The 17769-nt window shown below is 66.9% G+C and carries 13 protein-coding genes and 1 tRNA gene; 11 read left to right on the top strand and 3 right to left on the bottom strand.

Annotated features, from left to right (window positions below):
- The 3 genes from ACM14_RS25970 to ACM14_RS25960 form a co-directional block, all read right to left on the bottom strand.
- A partial coding sequence (locus ACM14_RS25970; RefSeq protein ID WP_175403311.1) for a TonB-dependent siderophore receptor occupies positions 1-1496 on the bottom strand: 1496 nt, incomplete at its 3' end.
- A gap of 95 nt (positions 1497-1591) precedes the next feature.
- Positions 1592-2620, bottom strand: a complete 1029-nt coding sequence (locus tag ACM14_RS25965; protein WP_368072938.1) for a FecR domain-containing protein — start codon at positions 2618-2620, stop codon at positions 1592-1594.
- On the bottom strand, positions 2599-3117 hold the full coding sequence (locus tag ACM14_RS25960) for a sigma-70 family RNA polymerase sigma factor (protein WP_065347768.1): 519 nt from the start codon (positions 3115-3117) through the stop codon (positions 2599-2601). The genes ACM14_RS25965 and ACM14_RS25960 overlap by 22 nt, the downstream gene beginning before the upstream one ends.
- A 228-nt stretch (positions 3118-3345) precedes the next feature.
- On the opposite strand from ACM14_RS25960, the gene ACM14_RS25955 reads away from it, so the two are divergent.
- From ACM14_RS25955 to ACM14_RS25905, 11 genes are all read left to right on the top strand, one after another.
- Entirely contained in the window at positions 3346-5934 is a 2589-nt protein-coding gene (locus ACM14_RS25955; RefSeq protein WP_065347766.1) for an EAL domain-containing protein, read from the top strand.
- Positions 5935-6180: 246 nt separating this feature from the next.
- Entirely contained in the window at positions 6181-8049 is a 1869-nt protein-coding gene (locus tag ACM14_RS25950; RefSeq protein ID WP_065347765.1) for a methyl-accepting chemotaxis protein, read from the top strand.
- Between the two features lie 315 nt (positions 8050-8364).
- Positions 8365-9469 (top strand): peptide chain release factor 2 gene (prfB, locus tag ACM14_RS25945; RefSeq protein WP_013802816.1). Its coding sequence is split into 2 segments (ribosomal slippage): positions 8365-8445 and positions 8447-9469, totalling 1104 coding nucleotides; the frame shifts between segments, so codons are not numbered across the junction.
- Positions 9470-9546: 77 nt separating this feature from the next.
- Positions 9547-12273: an aminopeptidase N gene (gene pepN, locus ACM14_RS25940; RefSeq protein WP_065347764.1), complete on the top strand. Its 2727-nt coding sequence runs from the start codon at positions 9547-9549 to the stop codon at positions 12271-12273.
- A 50-nt stretch (positions 12274-12323) separates the two neighbouring features.
- Positions 12324-13331, top strand: a complete 1008-nt coding sequence (locus ACM14_RS25935) for a class 1 fructose-bisphosphatase (RefSeq protein ID WP_013802818.1) — start codon at positions 12324-12326, stop codon at positions 13329-13331.
- 26 nt (positions 13332-13357) lie between these two features.
- Positions 13358-13433, top strand: a tRNA-Thr gene (locus ACM14_RS25930).
- A gap of 749 nt (positions 13434-14182) precedes the next feature.
- The gene (cysC, locus tag ACM14_RS25925; protein WP_043823134.1) at positions 14183-14869 is read left to right on the top strand and encodes an adenylyl-sulfate kinase; all 687 of its coding nucleotides are present in this window, start codon (positions 14183-14185) and stop codon (positions 14867-14869) included.
- Complete coding sequence (locus ACM14_RS25920; RefSeq protein ID WP_065347763.1) at positions 14866-15501, top strand: aspartyl/asparaginyl beta-hydroxylase domain-containing protein; 636 nt, start codon at positions 14866-14868, stop codon at positions 15499-15501. Before cysC ends, ACM14_RS25920 begins: the two co-directional genes overlap by 4 nt.
- Positions 15494-16684 (top strand): sulfotransferase family protein, encoded by a 1191-nt coding sequence (locus tag ACM14_RS25915; RefSeq protein WP_065347762.1) that lies wholly within the window; start codon positions 15494-15496, stop codon positions 16682-16684. Before ACM14_RS25920 ends, ACM14_RS25915 begins: the two co-directional genes overlap by 8 nt.
- Positions 16674-17228: a GNAT family N-acetyltransferase gene (locus ACM14_RS25910; protein WP_063326398.1), complete on the top strand. Its 555-nt coding sequence runs from the start codon at positions 16674-16676 to the stop codon at positions 17226-17228. The genes ACM14_RS25915 and ACM14_RS25910 overlap by 11 nt, the downstream gene beginning before the upstream one ends.
- Positions 17225-17761: a phage tail protein gene (locus tag ACM14_RS25905; protein ID WP_065347761.1), complete on the top strand. Its 537-nt coding sequence runs from the start codon at positions 17225-17227 to the stop codon at positions 17759-17761. The genes ACM14_RS25910 and ACM14_RS25905 overlap by 4 nt, the downstream gene beginning before the upstream one ends.
- The last annotated feature ends 8 nt before the right edge of the window (positions 17762-17769 follow it).

Here is a 17769-nt window from a genome sequence, read left to right as displayed (position 1 = left end):
CGGCTGCGGTTGTAGTCCAGCCCCACGATGAGTTCATGCTGCAGGCCGGCCGCCGCGAATTGGCCCGACAGGCTGGTGTCCACGGTGTAGACGCCACCCTTGCCATCGCGCGAATCGATCTCCCGGTTGGTGATGGAGCCGTCGATCAGCGGCCCGTAGCGGAACATGTACTGCTCGTGGTTGCGCGCGTGCAGGTAGCGGAAGTTCTGCCGCAGCGTCCAGCCGTTGTCGAATTGATGGCGTGCGTCGTAGCCCAGCGATGCGACCTCGGTCTCTTCGCGGTCGAAGCCCGGCTCTCCCAGGAAGCGGTTCAGGGGCAGCCGGCCATTGGGGTTGCGCCCGTTGAGCGCATCCCACTGCACGTTGGTGGACATCATGGCGTGGTTCTTCTGGTAGAAGCCGCGCAGCGTGACGCTGGTGCGCGCGTCCGGCGCCCAGGTCAGGCTGGGCGCCAGGTAGACGCGGTCATCACGCATGAAGTCGATCTGCTGGTCGGCCGCCCTGGCCAGCCCCACCAGGCGGTAGCTCACCGTGCCATCGTCACCCACCGGCCCTCCGAGGTCGAAGGCCGCCTGCCGGCGAGCATGGCTGCCCACGGACAACTCCATGCCGCGCACCGCATCGGCCGAAGGCCGCTTGGACACGAAGTTCACGATGCCGCCCGGCGAGTTCTGCCCATACAGCACCGAGGCCGGCCCCTTGAGGACCTCCATGCGCTCGGCCCCGTAAGGCTCCATGCCGAAAAAGCCCAGCGTGCCCAGCGGCATGAGGCGCAGCCCGTCCAGGTAGAAATTGCCCGAGAACTGGCTGAAGCCGCGCACCGACAGACTGTCGTCCGCAGGATTTGCCCCACCCGTGTTGGTGCGCACGCCGGCCGTGTACTGCACGGCGTCGTTGAGCGTGCGCACGCCCTGGTCGTCCATGCGGTCACGCGTGATGACGGACACCGATTGCGCCACCTCCAGAATCGACGCATCGGTCTTGGTGGCCGTGCTGGCCCGGCGCGCCACATACCCGCTGGTGCTGCCCCAGGGGCTTTCTGCCGGGGCCGCGGCGGTCACCCTGACCTCACCCAGCACGGTCGATGCCTGGGTGGCCTCGGGCACCGCACGCAGCACAAAACCGCCCTCCCCCGCCGCCTGCGCCTGCAGGTCGGTGCCGGCCAGCAGCCGGTCCAGCGCCTCGCGCACCGTGAGGCGGCCCTGCACGCCCTGGGTGCGCCGGCCCTGCACCAGGGCGGGCGGCGCACTGATGCTCACGCCTGCGTCAGCGGCAAACGCCGTGAGCGCGGCGGCCAGCGGGCCTGCCGGCACCTGGAACGGACGCTGCACCGCGCTGGCAGCCGCCGCACCGGCCTGGGCCAGCGCAGCGCGCGGCAAGGCGGCGCCTGCCACCAGGCCCGCTGCCATGAGCACGGCGAGGCCTGTCCGGGACAGTGGAAAGAGCAAGGGGGAGGGAGTGCGCGCCACGCTGCGCATGCCGGGCCGGAGAGCCATGGTCTGTTTTTCCTTCGGAAGTCGTTCGATGAAATCGGTTGCCATCGAACAGGACACGGCCTGCCGCAGAAAGGGGCCAGATTCCGGAAGAAATTTCAAGCCGGTGGTGCACCGCGCGCCGCCACCGTCACCCAGTAGCGCGTGCGGTAGTGGACCTGCACGGGCAGCAGGTGCACGAGGTTGGCGAGCACGGCGTCCGTGCCGGTATCGGCATCGCCCAGTTGAAAGGCGCCGGTGACGCGCAAATCCGCCACAGACGGATCGCAGTGCAGCCAGCCGGAGCGGTAGCGCGACAGCTCGGCCACAAAGTCGGCCAACCGCATGTTGTCTGCGGCCAGCAGGCCGCGCGCCCATTGGGCGGCGCTGGCGTCCGCAGGCTCGGCACGGCCTATGCCCATGGCGTCAAACCAAAGTTGCTGGCCTGCCTGCAGCTGCTGCGCGGCGCCGCCACGGGTGGTGATCTGCACGGCACCCTGCAGCACGGCCACCTCGCTGCGCTCCCGGACACTGCGCACGACAAAGCGCGTGCCTAGGGCGCGCACCCTGCCCTGCCCTGTGGTGACCACGAAGGGCCGATGCCGGGACTGCGGGTCGGGCGCGGTCTCTATGAAGACGGCGCCCTCACTCAGGTGGACACGGCGCAGCGCCTCATCAAACAACACATCGACGGCACTGCCCGTATCGAGCACGATGCGGCTGCCATCGGCCAGCGTCCATTCGCGGCGCTCGCCCGTGGCCGTCGCATGGGTGGAGGTCCACTGCATCCAGGGCGTGGCGCGCCAGGCCAGCCAGCCCACGGGGGCGGCCGTGATCAGCAGGGCCAGCGCGCGCACGGTATCGCGGCGGCCCATGGCGCCCAGGCGGCGCTGCTTGCGGCCCAGGGCCGGTGCCCCCAGTGCGGGCGGCAGGCTGCCCGCGCGCTGGCTCACGGCCAGGGCGCGCAGCCAGGCCTGCGCATGGACATCGGCACGGGTGCGCCAGGCCTCGAAGGCGCGGTGGTCGGCCTCGCTGGCCTCGCCCGAGTGCAGCAGCACAAACCATTCGGCGGCCTGCAAGGCGATTTCGCGCGACAGCGGCGCTGCGGCCTGGGAGTCCACGGCGTTCATGCCGACAGCAGAATGCACTCGGCCATGGCCTGGGCCATGTAGCGCTTGACCGAACGCAGGCCCATGCCCAGTTGCTCGGCAATGGCCGCATAGGTCAGCCCCTCGACCTGGGACAGGATGAAGACCGCGCGCACCTTGGGCGGCAGGCCGTCGAGCATGGCGTCGACCTCCTGCAGCGCCTGCAGGATGAGCAATTGCTGCTCGGGCGACGGCGCCTGCGGCGCTGGCAGCGCGGCCAGGGCCTGCAGCCAGGCCTGCTCCAGCGACTGGCGGCGCAGATGGTTGATCAGCAGGCGCCGCGCCACCGTGGCCAAGTAGGCGCGTGGCTCGCGCAGGGCGGGCAAGTCGCCCGCAGGCGCGGTGAGCAGGCGGATGAAGGTGTCCTGCGCCAGGTCGGCCGCGTCGCAGGCATTGCCAAGTCGGCGGCGCAGCCAGCCCTGCAGCCAGCCATGGTGGCCGGCATAGAGGGCGGAGATTTCGCGGTGCAAGGGGCTGGAGGCTGGGGCGGATGGCATGGTAGGACCCGATGGCTTGAAGGCGGGATGCACCATCAAACAAGAATCATTCTCAAATCATTGTAACCAGCGGCAGCACTTGCCTAAGAGTGCCATCAGGCGGACCATCCAAGGGCGAACAGAGGGAGCAAGTGCGATCAGGTGTGGCTGGACATCCAGCTGCTGCGCCGGATCGGTATCATTTGGAAACAATCATCATCAGCTCAGCATCCATCAGGAGAGCGAACCATGTTCGAAACGCGGGTAGCAGGCACGGCAGGGCAGCAGGCGCTGTGGAGCACGCTGGACAAGGCCATGGCGCTGGCGGAGTTCACGCCCGAAGGCCGGCTGATGCGCGCCAACGCCAATTACGAAGCCATTCTTGGCTACCCCACCTCGGGCGCCGAGGGCCTGCTGCACAGTGACCTGTGCACCCAGGCACATGCCGATCCCGACGCCTACGGCCGGTGGCGCCAGCGCTGGGGCGGGGGCGAGACGATTTCGCGCGTGGGCGAACACCGCCGCCGCGACGGCAGCACCTGCTGGCTGGAGGCCACCTATGCCCCCGTGCTGGATACCCAGGGCGCGCTCAGCCATGTGCTGTGCATTGCCACCGACATCACGGCCCGGGTGCAGGCCGACCGCAGACGGCAGGAGCATTTGCGGCGCCTGTCCCTGGTGGCCGATGCCACCGATGCGGCCGTGGTGATCGCCGACGGCAACTGGACCATCTCCTATGTCAACGCAGGCTTCACCCGCATGTTCGGCTGGAGCAGCGAAGAGGTCGTGGGCCGTGCGCCCATCGCCCTGCTGGTGCCCCATGCCTCGCCCGAATTCACGGCCGCCTACCGCGCCGAACTGGACGCAGGCAAGCCGGTGTACCGCGAGGAAATCCTCGTCGGCAAGGACGGCGAGCGGTATTGGGTCAGCGCCCAGGCCAATCCCGTCATGGGTCCCGACGGCCGCCTCCACACCACGGTGACCGTGATCACCGACATCACCGAGGCCAAGATGCACGAGGTGCTGCAGCGGCGCGCCCTGGAGGCCATGGCGCGCGACCAGCCGCTGACCGAGGTGCTGGACCTGGTCTGCCGCGAGGTGGAGCGCATTGCGCCCGACATTGCGGTCTCGGTGCTGGAAGTCGATGACCAGAACCGCCTGCATCCGCTGGCCGCGCCCAGCCTGCCGGCCTCCTATTCGGCGGCGCTGGACGGCGTGCCCATCGGCCCCAATGTCGGCTCCTGCGGCGCGGCGGCCTTCCACAACCGGCCCGTGCTGGTGGGCGACATCGCCACCGATCCGTTGTGGGCCGACTTCAAGCACCTCATCCTGCCGCTGGGGTATACGGCCTGCTGGTCCACGCCCATCTGCGGGCTGCAGGGCGGCGTGGCCGGCACCTTTGCCTTCTACTACCGCCATTTCGACCGGCCCGGCCCCGATCCCTTCCACCAGCGGCTGGTGGAGGCCTGCACCGACCTGTGCGCGCTGGCGCTGGAGCGCGAGCAGGCACGCCGCCGCATCCGGCAGCTGGCCTTCTACGACGGGCTGACCACCCTGCCCAACCGCAGCCTGCTGCTGGCCCAGGCCGAGCAGGCGCTGTCCGTGGCTTCGCACGAGGGCCACGAGCTGGCCGTGGTCTTCATCGACCTGGACCGCTTCAAGCAGGTCAACGACTCGCTGGGCCACCCGGCCGGCGACAGGCTGCTGTGCAGCGTGGCCCAGCGCATCCAGGCGGAGCTGCGCACGGGCGACATTGCCGGGCGCCTGTCGGGCGATGAATTCGTCATCGTGCTGCCACACTGCGGCGGTGCGCAGGCGGCCGAGGTGATAGAGCGGCTGCAGTCGGCACTTGGCGAGCCCTGCATGATCGACGACGTGTCCCTGGCCAGCACGGCCAGTTGCGGCATTGCCGTGTTTCCCGCCGACGGGCGCGACATGGAGACCCTGCTGCACCGCGCCGACATGGCCATGTACCAGGCCAAATCGGGCGGGCGCGGGCTCTACAGCTTCTTCAGCCCCGAGATGAACCGCTTGGCCCAGGAACGCCTGGTGCTGGAGACGGCGCTGCGCGACGCCCTGCGCAGCGGCGGCCTGCGCCTGCACTACCAGCCTCAGCTCGACCTGAAGGACGGGCGCCTCTACGGCGTGGAGGCCCTGGCGCGCTGGAGCCATGCGGAATTCGGCGAGATCTCGCCCGCACGCTTCATTCCGCTGGCCGAGGAATGCGGCCTGATCGGCGAACTGGGAACCTGGGCACTGCGCGAGGCCTGCCGCCAGCTGGGCGAGTGGCGCAGCCGGGGCATTGACGTGCCGGCCATGTCGGTCAACCTCTCGCCCACGAGCTTTCACAACCTGGACCTGCCGCGCATGATTGCCGACACGCTGGAGCACAACGCGCTCAAGCCGCAGGACCTCACGCTGGAGATCACCGAAAGCCTGCTGCTGGACACCAACCCGGGCACCATGCGCACGCTGCAGGCCGTGCATTCCCAGGGCGTGCGCCTGTCCATGGACGACTTCGGCACGGGCTACTCCAGCCTCAGCTACCTGCGCCGCCTGCCCGTCAGCGAGCTCAAGCTGGACCGCAGCTTCGTGGCCGACCTGGAAAACGACGAAGCCGCCCAGGCCCTGAGCAACGCCATCCTGGGCATAGGCCGCAGCCTGCACCTGACCGTGGTGGCCGAGGGAGTGGAGACGGCGGCGCAGAACACCATCCTGCGCGAACAGGGCTATCCGGTCGCGCAGGGCTATCTGTTCTCGCGCCCGCTGCCGGCAGCGGATCTGGAGCGGTGGCTGCAGGCATCGAGCCTGCAAGCCGGCGTGGCGACGGACGTGTGAACGGGCATGCGAACGGACCAGGCCATGCGCGCGGAGAACTTGGCCGGCAAAAGTAACAATCCGCAATAAATATTCGGACTGGACCTATTTTTCCCTAAGCCTCGCCGGCAAGTGACCGATAACTGCGGCATGGCGGGGCCGAGTGTCGGCCCCGCTGATCGCCACCGATCGCCACCGCATCCCCCCTCGATTCGCAGCCACCGCCGCTCACCCGCTTTCGCTTCTCGCCGTACGGCACTCCCCACCATGATGTTTTTCCGCAATCTGAAGCTGGCCCACAAGCTGCTGGCCTCTTTCATCGCCCTGCTGCTGCTGACCGCCGGCCTGGGCCTGTTCTCCGTGGTCCAGCTGGACCGTGTCAACCGCACGGCCACCGACCTGGCGCACCACTGGATGCCCGCCGAGCGCGTGATCATGGAGATGCGCTACCAGCTGCAGCGCTACCGCTCGCAGACCATGCAGCATGTGCTGGCCACCTCGATGGATGAAATGGCCATCTACGACAAGAGCATGCCGGCGCTGTGGTCCGAGCTGCTCAAGAACCAGCAGGCCTTCGAGCGCTATGCCAACACCGCGCGTGAGCGCGAGCTGATGGCCGGCATCAAGGACGACCTGGGACAGTACGCGCAGCACACGGCAAAGATCGTGGACCTGTCCCACGCCCTGCGCACCGACGAGGCGTCCGAGGTGCTGCGCGGCGATTCGGTCAAGACCAGCCGTGCCATCAACACCAAGCTGGACGAACTGCTCAAGATCAACGCCCAGGGCATCGAGGATGCCAACCAGGCAGGCGACGACATCTTCACCGCCGCGCGCTGGTGGGTGATCGCCCTGCTGGCGGGGGCCGTCCTCTTCGGCCTGGGCATGGCGCTGCTGATCGCCCGCAGCGTGGCACGCCCCCTGCAGCAGGCGGTGAGCCTGGCACAGGCCGTGGCCGCCGGCGACCTGGGCAGCCGCATCGAGGTGCATGGCAAGGACGAGACCGGCCAGCTGCTGCAGGCCCTGCAGCACATGAACGAGAGCCTGCAGCGCATCGTCGGCCAGGTGCGCCAGGGCACGGACTCCATCGCCACGGCCAGCGGCCAGATCGCCTCGGGCAACCAGGACCTGTCGGCCCGCACCGAGGAACAGGCCAGCTCGCTGGAGCAGACCGCCGCCTCCATGGAGGAGCTGACCTCCACCGTCAAGCAAAACGGCGCCAACGCCCAGCAGGCCAACCAGCTGGCCGCCGCCGCCTCCCAGGTCGCCGTGCGCGGCGGCTCGGCCGTGGCCCAGGTGGTGCAGACCATGTCCGCCATCAACGATGCCTCGCGCAAGATCGTGGACATCATCGGCGTCATCGACTCCATCGCCTTCCAGACCAATATCCTGGCGCTGAATGCGGCCGTGGAAGCGGCCCGCGCCGGTGACCAGGGACGCGGCTTTGCCGTCGTCGCCTCGGAAGTGCGCACCCTGGCCCAGCGCTCGGCAGCCGCCGCCAAGGAGATCAAGCAGCTCATCGACGACTCGGTGGGCAAGGTCGAGGAAGGCAGCGCCCAGGTCGACTCGGCCGGCAAGACCATGGAAGAGATCGTGGCCAGCGTGCGCCGCGTGACCGACATCATGGGCGAGATCTCGGCCGCCAGCCATGAGCAGACGGCCGGTATCGAGCAGGTCAACCAGGCCGTCACGCAGATGGACCAGATGACCCAGCAGAACGCCGCACTGGTGGAGGAATCGGCGGCGGCCACCGGCGCCCTGCAGGCCCAGGCCAAGGCGCTGGCCGAAGTGGTCAGCGTGTTCAAGCTCTCGCCGTCCACCGGCATGCTGGGCAACAGCCGTGGCGTCAACCACGCCGCCGCCGTGGCAGCGCCCCGCCACGCGCCGACGGCGCCCCGTCCGCATCTGGCGCCTTCCGCTCCCAAACGCGCGGTGCCCGCACGTGCTTCGGCCGCCCTGCCTTCTGCAACCGGTGTGGCCGGTGCGACCGGTGCGGCCGGTGCAACCCCTGCCCCGGCAGGCGCCGCGCGCCCGGCCCAGCCGGCACAGCCGGCCCGGCCCGCCGTGACGGCATCGGCCAAAGCTAAGGCCAAGGCGGCCAGCACGGCTTCCGACGACGATTGGGAAACCTTCTGAACCAGGTTTTCGCCCGCCCCGCCGGGGGCGGACATGCCTGCCAAGGCCCGACCAGCTCCAGCTGGCCGGGCCTTTTTTCCGGGAGGTCTGCAGCCAGATCACGCCAGGGTCCACGCTGCAACCTGCGCATTGCCATGGCCAAGCCCTTCAAATCTGCCATGATCGGCCGCTGCAAGCCCTTGTTTTGAAAGCCATCGTCACACGGCAGCGCGCCTCCAGGCCCGCGCGGCGGGCGCTTGCCCCGGCACGATGCCCCAGCATGAGAAAATCGGCGATTCGGCCAAGAACACATTCATCAGAAGAACGGAACACATCATGGAAGCAGAACGCATCAACCTCATCGGCAACACCCTCGAAGATCTGTCGCAGCGTGCGGCAGATCTACGGAGGTATCTTTGACTACGATGCAAAGTACGAACGACTGCGCACGGTAAACGCCTCGCTGGAAGATCCCAGCGTCTGGAACGACCCCAAGAAGGCCCAGGAGCTGGGCAAGGAAAAGAAGCTGCTCGACGGCGTCGTGCTGACGCTGCAAAAGCTGACCACCGAGCTGGCCGACAACGCCGAGCTGTTCGAGATGAGCAAGGAAGAAGGCGATGAGACCGGCCTGCTCACCATCGAGGGCGAGACCGCCAAGCTGCAGCCGCTGATCGAGGAGCTGGAGTTCCGCCGCATGTTCGGCAAGGAAGCCGATCCGCTGAACTGCTTCGTGGACATCCAGGCCGGCGCCGGCGGCACCGAAGCCTGCGACTGGGCCGGCATGCTGCTGCGCCAGTACCTGAAGTACGCCGAGCGCAAGGGCTTCAAGGCCACGGTCGAGGAAGAGACGCCGGGCGACATCGCCGGCATCAAGAGCGCGACCATCCACATCGAAGGCGAGTACGCCTACGGCCTGCTGCGCACCGAAACCGGCGTGCACCGCCTGGTGCGCAAGTCGCCGTTCGACAGTTCGGGCGGCCGCCACACCAGCTTTGCCTCGCTGTTCGTCTATCCCGAGATCGACGACTCGATCCAGATCGAGATCAACCCCTCGGACGTGCGCACCGACACCTACCGCGCATCGGGCGCGGGCGGCCAGCACATCAACAAGACCGACTCGGCCGTGCGCCTGACGCACATGCCCACCGGCATCGTCGTGCAATGCCAGGACGGCCGCAGCCAGCACAGCAACCGCGACGTGGCATGGCAGCGCCTGCGCTCCAAGCTCTACGAGCACGAGATGCAAAAGCGCATGGTGGAGCAGCAAAAGCTGGAGGACACCAAGACCGATGTGGGCTGGGGCCACCAGATCCGCTCGTACGTGCTGGACAACAGCCGCATCAAGGATTTGCGCACCAACGTCGAAATCTCGGCCACCCAGAAGGTGCTGGACGGCGACCTCGACGCTTTCATCGAAGCCTCGCTCAAGCAAGGCCTCTGATTTCAAGCCCCTGGGCGGCACCGGCCGCACAGGGGCTTGGACTCTGTCCCCTGATATTGGCATAGGAAGGAATCTGTATGCTGCAACTGCGTGACGGGCAGGCCCCTGCCACCGCCATCCACCGCGCCGACTACCAGGCTCCTGCCTGGTGGATCGACACCGTGGACCTGACCTTCGATCTCGATCCGGCCAAGACCCGCGTGCTCAACAAGATGCGCGTGCGCCGCAACACCGAGGTGCCGGCGCAGCCGCTGCGCCTGGACGGTGATGAACTGAACCTTGCGCGCGTGCTGGTCAACGGCGGCGGCACCTCGTTCAAGATGGACGGCGACCAGCTCGTGCTGGAGAACCTGCCCGAGGGCGGCGACCCCGTCGATCTGGAAATCTTCACCACCTGCGCGCCCGCCAAGAACACCAAGCTCATGGGCCTGTATGTGAGCCAGGGCACGTTCTTCACCCAGTGCGAGGCCGAGGGTTTCCGCCGCATCACCTATTTCCTGGACCGTCCCGATGTGATGGCCATGTATACCGTGACGCTGCGCGCCGACAAGACCGCGTACCCGGTGCTGCTGTCCAACGGCAACCTGGTCGAGCAAGGCGCGCTGGAAGACGGCCGCCACTTCGCCAAGTGGGCCGACCCGCACAGAAAGCCCAGCTACCTGTTCGCCCTGGTGGCCGGCAATCTGGTTGCGCGCGAGCAAAAGATCAAGAGCCGCGCAGGCCGCGACCACCTGCTGCAGGTCTTCGTGCGCCCCGGCGATCTGGAGAAGACCGAGCACGCCATGAACTCCCTCATGGCCAGCGTGGCCTGGGACGAGGCCCGCTTCGGCCTGTCCCTGGACCTGGACCGCTTCATGATCGTCGCCACCAGCGACTTCAACATGGGCGCCATGGAGAACAAGGGCCTGAACGTCTTCAATACCAAGTACGTCCTGGCCAGCCAGTCCACGGCCACCGACATCGACTACGCCAACATCGAGTCCGTCGTCGGCCACGAGTACTTCCACAACTGGACCGGCAACCGCGTCACCTGCCGCGACTGGTTCCAGCTGTCGCTCAAGGAAGGCCTGACCGTCTTCCGCGACCAGGAATTCAGCATGGACATGGCGGGCAGCCCCTCGGCACGCGCCGTCAAGCGCATCGAGGACGTGCGCGTGCTGCGCACCGCCCAGTTCCCCGAAGATGCGGGCCCCATGGCCCACCCGGTGCGGCCCGACAGCTACATCGAGATCAACAACTTCTACACCGTCACCATCTACGAAAAGGGTGCCGAGGTCGTGCGCATGCAGCACAACCTGGTGGGCCGCGAAGGCTTTGCCAAGGGCATGAAGCTGTATTTCGAGCGCCATGACGGCCACGCCGTCACCTGCGACGACTTCGCCCAGGCCATGGCCGACGCCAACCCCGGCAGCGAGCTGGCCCAGCGCCTGGACCAGTTCAAGCGCTGGTACAGCCAGGCCGGCACGCCCCAGCTGCACGCCGAAGGCAGCTATGACGCCGCCGCCCGCACCTACACGCTGACCCTGAGCCAAAGCTGCGCGCCCACGCCGGGCCAGGCAGAGAAGCTGCCCTTCGTCATCCCCGTGCAGATGGGCCTGCTGGGCCAGGACGGCCGCGCGCTGACCCTGCGCCTGCAGGGCGAGGACCAGGCGGCAGCGGGCGACAGCCGCCTGCTGGTGCTGTCCGAGCCCAGCCACAGCTTCGTCTTCACCGACGTGGACCAGGAGCCCGTGCCCTCGCTGCTGCGCGGCTTCAGCGCCCCCGTGGTGCTGCAGCACAGCGACAGCGATGCCGCCTTGTTGACCCTGCTGGCCCATGACAGCGACGCCTTCAACCGCTGGGAAGCCGGCCAGCGCCTGGGCCTGCGCATCGCGCTGCAGGCCATTGGCGACACCTCCATCACGGCAGATGCCGGCGGCCAGATCACGGCCGCACTGCTGCCGGCCTCCTTCATCGAGGCCATGCGCGGCGTGCTGCGCCATCCCCAGCTGGATGCGGCCTTCAAGGAGCTGATGCTGGCCCTTCCCGGCGAAAGCTACATCGCCGAGCAACTGGCCGTGGTCGATCCGCAGCGCGTGCACGCCGTGCGTGAAGCCATGCGCCAGCAACTGGCGACCGAGCTGCAGGCCGACTGGCAGCAGGCCTGGCAAGAGCACAGCGACACCGGCGCCTACCGCCCCGACCCCGTCAGCTCCGGCCGCCGTGCGCTGGCAGGCCTGGCCCTGTCCATGCTGTGCCTGGCTGCACGCGCCTCGGGCGACAGCGTCTGGCCCGGCAAGGCGCTGCAGCGCTTCAAGGACGCGGGCAACATGACCGACCGCATGAGCGCCCTGACGGCCCTGGTGCAAAGCGGCCACCCGCTGGCAGCCCAGGCCCTGGCGCGCTTTCACAAGCTGTTCCAGCACGATGCATTGGTGCTGGACAAGTGGTTCGCGCTGCAGGGCGGCGCCTGCGACCGTGGCGGCAACGTGCTGCCGGCCGTCAAGCAGCTGATGAAGCACCCCGACTTCCAGATCAAGAACCCCAACCGCGCGCGCAGCCTGATCTTCAGCTACTGCAGCGCCAACCCCGGCGCCTTCCACCGCGCCGACGCGGCGGGCTATGTGTTCTGGAGCGAGCGCGTCATCGAGCTGGATGCCATCAACCCCCAGGTCGCCGCCCGCCTGGCGCGCGCCCTGGACCGCTGGAGCAAGCTGGCCGAGCCCTACCGCACGGCCGCACGCGAGGCCGTCGCCCGCGTGGCGGCCCGCGCTGAACTCAGCAACGACGTGCGTGAAGTCGTCACCCGCGCCCTCGCGGATTGACCCAAGGCGCGGCCCAGGCCGCGCCTCCCGGATTTTTAGGAGTTGAACCCATGAAGAAAAACGTCAGCCTGACCCGCTACCTGGTCGAGCAGCAACGCGTGGACGGCCTCATCCCCGGCCAGCTGCGCCTGCTGCTGGAAGTCGTGGCCCGTGCCTGCAAGCGCATCAGCCAATCCGTCAACAAGGGCGCCATCGGCGACGTGCTGGGCACGGCCGGCAGCGAGAACGTGCAGGGCGAAGTCCAGAAGAAGCTGGACATCATCGCCAACGAGGTGCTGATCGAGGCCAACGAATGGGGCGGCCACCTGGCAGCCATGGCCTCCGAGGAAATGGAAGGCATCTACCTGGTGCCCAACCGCTACCCGCACGGCGAATACCTGCTGATGTTCGATCCGCTGGACGGCTCGTCCAACATCGACGTCAACGTCTCCATCGGCACCATCTTCAGCGTGCTCAAGAAGCCCGAAGGCCACCCCGGCGTGACCGAGCAGGACTTCATGCAGCCCGGCACCCAGCAAGTCGCGGCCGGCTACTGCATCTACGGCCCGCAGACCACCCTCGTGCTGACCGTGGGCGACGGCGTATCCATGTTCACGCTGGACCGCGAGCAAGGCTCCTTCGTGCTGGTGCAGGAAAACATCCGCATCCCCGAAGACACCAAGGAATTCGCCATCAACATGTCCAACATGCGCCACTGGGACACCCCCGTCAAGCGCTACGTGGACGAATGCTTGGCCGGCGTGGAAGGCCCGCGCGGCAAGGACTTCAACATGCGCTGGATCGCCTCCATGGTGGCCGACGTGCACCGCATCATGACCCGCGGCGGCATCTTCATGTACCCCTGGGACCGCCGCGAGCCCAACAAGCCCGGCAAGCTGCGCCTGATGTACGAAGCCAACCCCATGTCCTGGCTTATAGAGCAGGCCGGCGGCGCCGCCACCAACGGCAAGCAGCGCATCCTCGACATCCAGCCCACCCAGCTGCACGAACGTGTGAGCGTCATCCTCGGCTCGAAGAACGAAGTCGAAAAAGTGACGCAGTACCATTCCGAGGCATGAATTTGCCGTTATAATTTTTGTCTGTCGCCGGTGTAGCTCAGTTGGTAGAGCAGCTCATTCGTAATGAGAAGGTCGAGGGTTCGATTCCTTTCTCCGGCACCAAACAAGAAGCCCCTGGTTCGCAAGAGCCAGGGGCTTTTTTCATGCTGCCGCGGGCAATCCCCCTGCCTCCTGCCGGTAGGAGCGCTGCCAGCCCTCTGTCGCGCAACGGCTCGCAGGCAGGGCCGGCCTCTGCCATGGCCTCGGGTCGCAGCCGGGACCCGCCATTCGCTGCCTGCGCCGCCTGCAGCCCATTCGGGCGACATACACGCAGCGGTCCTGCTTCCAACCTCCATCACACGTGACCTGCCGGCGCCGGACGGAAAAAGGGCTGCGGGCCCGTGCACGCACAGGAACGCTCGGCAGCCGATATGAACTTGATGCCGGCGACGGAGCGTCCCATACAAATACCTATTTCCAGTGATATACCACTTTCCGTGCGTCTCCTATGATCGCGGCTTCCTCTCATTTCAGCGATATTCATTGGAGCAAGTGGTATTAATGAAAATGAAAAACCATTTCAACCAGAATCTCACTTGCGTGAATAGTCGATAAGCGTTTTCAGGAAAAGCTATTGAAAACACCTTCTTGAGACAAATAAATAGCCAACAACCATCGCCAATGGCTATTGACACTCCCCACTCCCCTGACAGGACGCCACGACACATATTCCCAGGGGAGACGGATGCGTTCGCATTGCGAAGAAACGAATGGTGCCGTCAGTAATTTTTCTTGAAATTTCTTAACAATTCGTAGATATTCGCCCTGTCCGATTGACCCGTCTTTCGTTTTCCCGCTTTCCCACCCAAGCCATGCCATTTTCCGGCCATACCCCACCGCCCGACGTACATGCACAACCGTTCTGCATTACAAGGCAAGACAGGGAAAATCTGCACGGACACAGGGCATGCGCCATATGGCTCACCGGTCTTTCCGGATCTGGTAAATCGACAATCGCGAATGCGCTGCAGGCCCGCCTGCATGCCGCCGGCAGACGCACCTATGTGCTTGATGGCGACAACATCCGCCAGGGCCTGAACCGCGACCTGGGTTTCTCCAACGAAGACCGTGCAGAGAACATCCGCAGGGTTTCAGAGGTCGCACGGCTGTTCGTGGATGCGGGAACCATCGTGATCGCCGCCTTCATCTCCCCTTTCCGGGCCGAGCGCGATGCTGCGCGGGCCTTGTTCGACAAGGGCGACTTCTTCGAGATCTTCGTGGATGTTCCCCTGTCCGTCGCCGAGCAGCGCGACCCCAAGGGCCTGTACATGAAAGCGCGCCGCGGCGAGCTGCGCCAGTTCACCGGCATCGACTCTCCATACGAGGCGCCCCCTGCTCCGGACCTGGCCTTGGCCACGCACCAGCTCAGCATCGCTGCCTGCGTCTCGCGCATACAGGCGCTGCTGCAGATGGAGCAGGCGGCCGAGCCAGGCCCGGCAGCATGTGGCGTGGTGCCGCTGGTGGACTCACCCCTGCCGCTGGCCAAGGCACTGCAATGAATGCCTGGGCCATCCCGTCTTGCACACCTGCCGACGCATGCGCAGACGCACCCCTGTTTGCCCGGCTGGAGGCCGAGGTACGGCTGCAGGGGCTGCGGGACGAGGTCGATGCGCTGCTGTCCTCACACTGGTGTGACCATGTGAACCACCGCGACTACGAAGGTGCATGGCGCGTGGTGCCGCTGCGCTGCCAGCGCCAGCACGTGACGGCACACCCTCTTCTTCAGAGTTTCTCCATCGAGGCGCCTGACGAAGAATGGGACGATCTGCCCTCGCTGCAGCACAGCCCGGCGATGCGCGAGGTGCTGGACCAGTTGCAATGCCCGCTGCGCTCCGTGCGCCTGATGCAGCTGAAGGCCGGCTCATCCATCAAGCCGCATCGCGACCATGGCTTGAGCCTGGAGCATGGCCAGGCGCGACTGCACGTGCCCGTCTACACACACCCCGATGTGCGGTTCATCGTGGAAGGCCTGGAGATCCCCATGGCCCCAGGAGAGCTCTGGTACTTCAATGCCGACGCCACGCATGAAGTGCTGAACCAGAGCACGCAGGACCGCACCCATCTGGTCATCGACTGCATTGCCAACGCCTGGCTGGCCGACCGCATCGGCAAGGGGCAGGCCCATGCATGAGCTGCAGGCAGCCTTTGCAGAACTGATTGCAAGCCCCCAGCAGCAGGCCTTGCTCCAGCAGGCCAGGAGCGTGGAGTCGCTGTTGACCCAGTTGCGCCGGCTGTGGTGTCTTCCCGCCTGGAACGATAACCAGCTCATGCAGGCGCTGGAGCAGGTGAACCAGGCGGCCGCCGTGCCGGCCGCCGCATTGGTGGCCGGCGGCTGGCTGCCCCACAGGTACGAGGCACGCACGCGCAGCATCCAGTGGTGCCTGCCGGACGGGCCCGCCACCGAACCCTTCCATGACGAATACATCGGCCGCTGCCTCCAGCGCCAGCCGCTGAACCAGTTTCTGCGACCGCGCACGCCGCTGGCCACCCTGGCACGGTTGGGCACAGACCTGGGACCGAAACGCCCGGTGCGCCGGCCCGCTGGTTTCATCTTCCATCTCTCGCGCTGTGGCTCTACCCTGGTCTCGGGCTGCCTGTCGGAACTGGACAGCACGATGGTGCTGTCGGAGCCGCCGGTGCTCACCGAGCTTCTGCTGGACCCCACGCTCCGCGCCGAGGAAAAGCGCCAGGCCATCAGCGGCCTGCTGGCCGTGATCGGCACCACCGTACCCGGTCGCCAGGACCTGGTCATCAAGTGGAATGCATGGGACCTCCTGCAATGGGAGCTGCTGCGCGACCTGTACCCGCAGGTCCCCTGCCTGCTGCTGGTGCGCGATCCCGTCGAGATCCTGGCCTCCCACCACCGGCAATGCGGCCGGCACATGTCGGGCGATCCGTCGCTGGCGCGGCTGGCCCCGGTCTTCGATCTCCAGTCGGACCGACAGCCGTTCGTCTCCGTGCTGGACCACCGCATCCGGGTGCTGCAGACATTGATGCAGCGCATGCGCGAGCTGCACGACGGGCATGGCCTGCCCGTGCTGGACTACGGCCGTCTCGGCCCCGAGACCCTGGGACGGATCGCCCACGGCTTCGGGCTCGCCAGCAGCAACGCCGCCCTTGCCCGCATGGCGGCGCGCCTGCGCCAGCATGCGAAGGCGCTGGACCAGCGGTTCGTACCCGACGGCTGTAGCAAGGCGGCCGTGTTCGACGCCCGTGACCGTCATCTCATCGAAAGCCGGCTGGCCGAGCCCTATGCGCACCTGCTGCGACGGGCCGGCTCCTTCGATAGCCTGGAGGTCCTGCATGCTACTTGAAGCATTGCGCCCGCGGGGCCTGAGCGCACGGCCCGCGCAACCCGAGGACCAGGGCCTGCTGCGGGATCTGTTCCTTTGCGCACGCCCGCACCTCCAATCGCTGCCGCTGCCGCAGGCCGCGCTGGCGGCACTGATAGACCAGCAATACGGCTTCCAGCAGGCAGGCCACCAGCGCCGTTTTCCCCACGCCAGCCACCTCGTCGTCCAGGCCGGCGACACACCCATTGGCGCCTTGACACTGCATGACAGCGCGGCAGACCTGCACATCGTGGACATCGTGCTGGCACTGGCCGCGCGCGGCCAGGGACATGGCACGGCGCTGCTGCGCTGGGTACAAGGCAGTGCCGCCGTGCTGGGCCGCCGGGTGACGCTCAGTGTCGATGCCACCAACCTGGCTGCGCAGCGGCTCTACCTGCGCCTGGGCTTCTCCACCTTGAGTGCGGATGCCATCCAGTTCGACATGCAGTGGCAGGCACCGCAGCAGGCCGGCCATGCGCGCACCCCACCCTCCATGACCTCCCCAGAAAGGCAACACACCCCATGACGACACCGTATCTCGGAGAAATCCGCCTGTTCGCCTGGAACAGGATTCCCAAGGGCTGGATGGCTTGCTCAGGGCAGACCCTGGGCATCACCCAGAACCAGGCCCTCTTCAGCCTGCTGGGCGTCACGTACGGCGGCGATGGCGTCACCACCTTCAAGTTGCCAGACCTGCGTGGCCGGGTCTCCATGCACTGGTCCAGCACCGACAGTCCCGCCGTTGCGCTGGGCACAAGCGCAGGCAGCGAACACGTCACCCTGACGGTCTCCAACCTGCCCGGGCACACCCACATGCTGGCAGCCAGCACGGGCGGCGGCGACTCGGCCACCTTCACAGACAACTACATGGCCACGGCCATGGTCACTTCAACGCCACCGGCGGCCACGAATTTCTACGCACCGCCCGGCAATCTGGTGGCCCTGGATCCGGGCTCGGTCTCGCCCACCGGCGGCAACCTGCCCCACGAGAACTGCCAGCCCTCCCTGGTGCTTAACCCCTGCATCGCGGTACAGGGCGTCTACCCCTCGCGCAACTGAAGGCCATA

This window comes from Delftia sp. JD2, from assembly GCF_001682645.1.
Lineage (GTDB): Bacteria > Pseudomonadota > Gammaproteobacteria > Burkholderiales > Burkholderiaceae_C > Comamonas > Comamonas acidovorans.
This window is presented reverse-complemented; position numbering and strand designations above follow the sequence as displayed.